Origin of the sequence: Pseudoalteromonas sp. BSi20652, assembly GCF_000239855.1 — a bacterium.
Taxonomy (GTDB): Bacteria; Pseudomonadota; Gammaproteobacteria; order Enterobacterales; family Alteromonadaceae; genus Pseudoalteromonas.
This window is the reverse complement of record NZ_BADT01000252.1, coordinates 1-3,490: the sequence shown is the minus strand read 5'-3', so window position 1 is coordinate 3,490 and position 3,490 is coordinate 1. Positions and strand designations below refer to the sequence as shown.

The following is a 3,490-nucleotide window of genomic DNA, read 5'->3' as shown; positions in this document are numbered from 1 at the left end:
GATTAGATATCAAGATTCTAAAACTGTGGCCAAATTTTATTGACCACTACAAACCAGTCATTAAATAGGTCGTTCATTGTTATTATAGTTTCTTGTCCCTGCCTCACTCTTTCAGCTAGTGGGTCTACACCATTCTTAATTTTTTGATTTATCAGGGCTGCTTCAATGCGAGCGTCAGATAAAGTCCTGTCTGGAAAGTTACTCCCTTTTAAAGTCATAAAGTGACGTTTCTTATTCATAGTATAACGAAGCTCCCATGCCCCGCTTTTTTTATCTTTATTAGGCTTTATATACAATCCATCGCTAACGCTAAATCTTAGCGTTGTACTATTTTTAATTTTGGCTTTGATTTCTTTTACATTCATTGAGTTATATAAAAATGGTTACCAAGGGTTTCAAAAGTGGTTACCAAGTAGTTTGGTAACCACTATGGTAACCACTTGGACACGTACAATAGGGGGCTAGTATGAACGGTAGAAAACAAAAAGCCTAGAAAAATCTAGGCTTATTAATTGGTTATAAACAAGTTAAAACAGGCTGAAACACTATTCTATGTTTTGTATTTGCTCACGCATTTGTTCAATGAGTACTTTTAGCTCTACGGCTGCAGTAGTAATATCGCTATTAATAGACTTAGATGCTAGCGTGTTAGCTTCACGATTAAATTCTTGCATCATGAAATCTAAGCGGCGGCCACATGCGCCTCCTTTTTTAAGGATTTTTTTAGTTTCTTTAACGTGAGACTTTAAACGATCTAATTCTTCAGCTACATCTTGTTTTTGAGCAAGATAAATAAGTTCTTGTTCAAGGCGTGACTCGTCAATGTTTGCGGTTAAGTCTTCTAGCTTTTGAGCCAGTTTTTCACGCTGCCACTTAGCAATCTCAGGCATATGCGTTTCTACAATTTCTACTTGCTCTAAAATCGCATCAAGGCGGATTGCTATCATTTCTTCAAGGTTTGCACCTTCATCGCCACGAGCTGATTTAAAATCTTCGATTACTTGATCAAGGCCAGCTATTAGTGCTGTATTAACGCTATCCATATCAAGCTCTTCAGCTTCCATAACGCCAGGCCAACGCAATATATCAACAGGGTTAATGTCGCCATTACTTTGCTGTTGAACCCATTTAGCGCTATTTATAAGTTGCTCTGCAAGCGCTTGGTTAATTGATAGCTCCCCAACGTGGGCTGGATTTGCTACAAATTTTAAAAAAACTTCAACCTTACCGCGCTGTAAGTGCTTACGTAAGCGTTCACGAATAACCGGCTCCATGCCACGAAATTGCTCTGGTGCGCGAATAAATGTTTCAAGGTAACGCTGGTTCACTGAACGAACTTCCCAAGTGCCAGTGCCCCAATCGCCTTTTATTTCGCGACGCGCATAAGCTGTCATACTGTGGATCATGGATGTTTTCCTAAATTTATAAATACAATATTACAATGATTATACCGTAACACCGCTTAAGCTCTAGGGAAAATTTAATACACTGAATATTTTGCATACAGCTATTTATGTAAATCAGCATGGTATCTAAACCCGCATACACTTATAATGTCGCAAATTCTGAATTAAGGGGATCGTCAATGCGTCCAAGCGAAAGAACACCTAACCAAATTAGACCTGTTACATTTACACGTAATTATACTTTGCATGCTGAAGGCTCAGTACTTGTTGAATTTGGTAACACCAAAGTACTTTGCACCGCTACTGTTGAATCGGGCGTTCCTCGTTTCATGAAAGGTCAGGGTAAAGGTTGGATCAATGCTGAATACGGTATGTTACCGCGAGCAACGCATACGCGTAACGCTCGAGAAGCTGCACGTGGTAAGCAGGGCGGTCGTACTATGGAAATTCAACGCTTAATTGCACGTGCACTTCGTGCTGCAGTTGATTTAAAAGCACTTGGCGAAAACACAATCACAATTGACTGTGATGTTATCCAAGCTGATGGAGGTACACGTACTGCTTCTATAAGTGGTGCATGTGTTGCACTAGTTGATGCATTAACGCATATGCGTGCTAAAGGCATGATTAATTCAAATCCACTTAAGCATATGATTGCGGCTATTTCAGTTGGAATATACAAAGGACAGGCAATTAGTGACTTAGAGTACATTGAAGATTCAGCTGCTGAGACTGATATGAATGTAATTTTAACCGAAACAGGTAAAATTATTGAAATTCAAGGTACAGCCGAAGGCGAACCTTTCTCGTTTGATGAGCTAGATGAGTTACTTACTTTAGCTAAACATTCTATTCGCGAAATTATTGACGTACAAAAGCAAGCATTAGCATAATTAGGTAGGCCACAAGATATGAAAGATTATCAAAAAGAGTTTATAGAATTTGCTCTAGAGAAGCAGGTGTTAAAGTTTGGTGAGTTTACTTTAAAGTCTGGACGCACAAGTCCTTACTTTTTTAATGCTGGTTTGTTTAATACTGGTCGAGACTTAGCGCGTTTAGGTCGCTTTTATGCATCGGCACTCGAAGATTCTGCTATAGAGTACGATGTATTATTTGGTCCTGCGTACAAAGGTATTCCAATAGCGACAACAACGGCAGTTGCATTAGCTGATCACCATAATAAAGATGTACCGTACTGTTTTAACCGTAAAGAGAAAAAAGCACACGGTGAAGGTGGTACATTAGTAGGCTCAGGACTCAATGGCAAAATTATGCTAGTAGATGATGTAATTACTGCAGGTACTGCAATTCGTGAGTCAATGGAAATTATTGCACAAAATGGTGCAGATCTTAGCGGTGTATTAATAGCATTAGATCGCCAAGAAAAAGGTAAAGCCGAGTTATCAGCTATTCAAGAAGTTGAACGCGACTTTAACACCAAAGTAATTTCTATTGTAAAATTAGCTGACCTTATTAACTACCTTGAGAACCAAGGAACGATGGGCGAGCATTTAGCATCAGTTAAAGCTTACCGTGATCAATATGGCGTAGCATAAATAAAAAGCCTCGCAGTGCGAGGCTTTATTTTTAGCTTCATTTATAGAGTTTATTAATGAAAGATGTATTAAAACCAAATGGCTTAGGCCTTAAACGTGTTTTCAAAGCAACCTATTGCTCCTATCTTGGCTTTAAAGCAGCATTTAAAGAAGAAGCAGCATTCAGACAAGAACTATTGCTAAGTCTTATATTATTTCCTGTTTCTTTTTGGCTTGCTTCATCCTTATTGCATTGGGCAATACTAATCAGCTCATTACTTATAATACTGGTTGTTGAATTACTAAATTCTGCAATAGAAGCATTAACAGATCGGGTAAGTACAGAACTACATGTATTATCTGGCAGAGCCAAAGATATGGGATCTGCAGCTGTTACGCTGGCACTAACGATCGTGTTGATCATTTGGGGTGTAAGCCTTTATATGAAGATTGCTAACTAACTTTCACTATAAAAGAGTTAAATCGTCTTTAGTTATTAATAATTTGCTAGTTATGTTGTGTTTTTAGCGGGTTTAGCTCAAATATTCA

At 38.4% G+C, this 3,490-nt stretch carries 5 protein-coding genes; 3 read left to right on the top strand and 2 right to left on the bottom strand.

What is annotated here, in order from left to right; all coding sequences use genetic code 11:
• Positions 1–17: 17 nt before the first annotated feature.
• Positions 18–365: an Arm DNA-binding domain-containing protein gene (locus P20652_RS00320; RefSeq protein ID WP_008172977.1), complete on the bottom strand. Its 348-nt coding sequence runs from the start codon at positions 363–365 to the stop codon at positions 18–20.
• Between the two features lie 180 nt (positions 366–545).
• Positions 546–1,406, bottom strand: a complete 861-nt coding sequence (locus P20652_RS00325) for a YicC/YloC family endoribonuclease (RefSeq protein WP_002958889.1) — start codon at positions 1,404–1,406, stop codon at positions 546–548.
• A gap of 179 nt (positions 1,407–1,585) precedes the next feature.
• Between P20652_RS00325 and rph the strand changes: the two genes are divergently transcribed.
• From rph to P20652_RS00340, 3 genes are read left to right on the top strand one after another with little or no spacing between them, the layout of a single operon-like run.
• Positions 1,586–2,299: a ribonuclease PH gene (rph, locus tag P20652_RS00330; protein ID WP_002958890.1), complete on the top strand. Its 714-nt coding sequence runs from the start codon at positions 1,586–1,588 to the stop codon at positions 2,297–2,299.
• Positions 2,300–2,317: 18 nt separating this feature from the next.
• The gene (gene pyrE / locus P20652_RS00335) at positions 2,318–2,962 is read left to right on the top strand and encodes an orotate phosphoribosyltransferase (RefSeq protein WP_008172974.1); all 645 of its coding nucleotides are present in this window, start codon (positions 2,318–2,320) and stop codon (positions 2,960–2,962) included.
• 56 nt (positions 2,963–3,018) lie between these two features.
• The gene (locus P20652_RS00340) at positions 3,019–3,402 is read left to right on the top strand and encodes a diacylglycerol kinase (RefSeq protein WP_008172973.1); all 384 of its coding nucleotides are present in this window, start codon (positions 3,019–3,021) and stop codon (positions 3,400–3,402) included.
• Positions 3,403–3,490 lie beyond the last annotated feature (88 nt).

Excerpts from the sequence above, each read along its gene's own strand:
- P20652_RS00320 (WP_008172977.1), bottom strand. The coding sequence starts at position 365 with ATGAATGTAAAAGAAATCAAAGCCAAAATTAAAAATAGTACAACGCTA.
- P20652_RS00325 (WP_002958889.1), bottom strand. The coding sequence starts at position 1,406 with ATGATCCACAGTATGACAGCTTATGCGCGTCGCGAAATAAAAGGCGAT.
- rph (WP_002958890.1), top strand. The coding sequence starts at position 1,586 with ATGCGTCCAAGCGAAAGAACACCTAACCAAATTAGACCTGTTACATTT.
- pyrE (WP_008172974.1), top strand. The coding sequence starts at position 2,318 with ATGAAAGATTATCAAAAAGAGTTTATAGAATTTGCTCTAGAGAAGCAG.
- P20652_RS00340 (WP_008172973.1), top strand. The coding sequence starts at position 3,019 with ATGAAAGATGTATTAAAACCAAATGGCTTAGGCCTTAAACGTGTTTTC.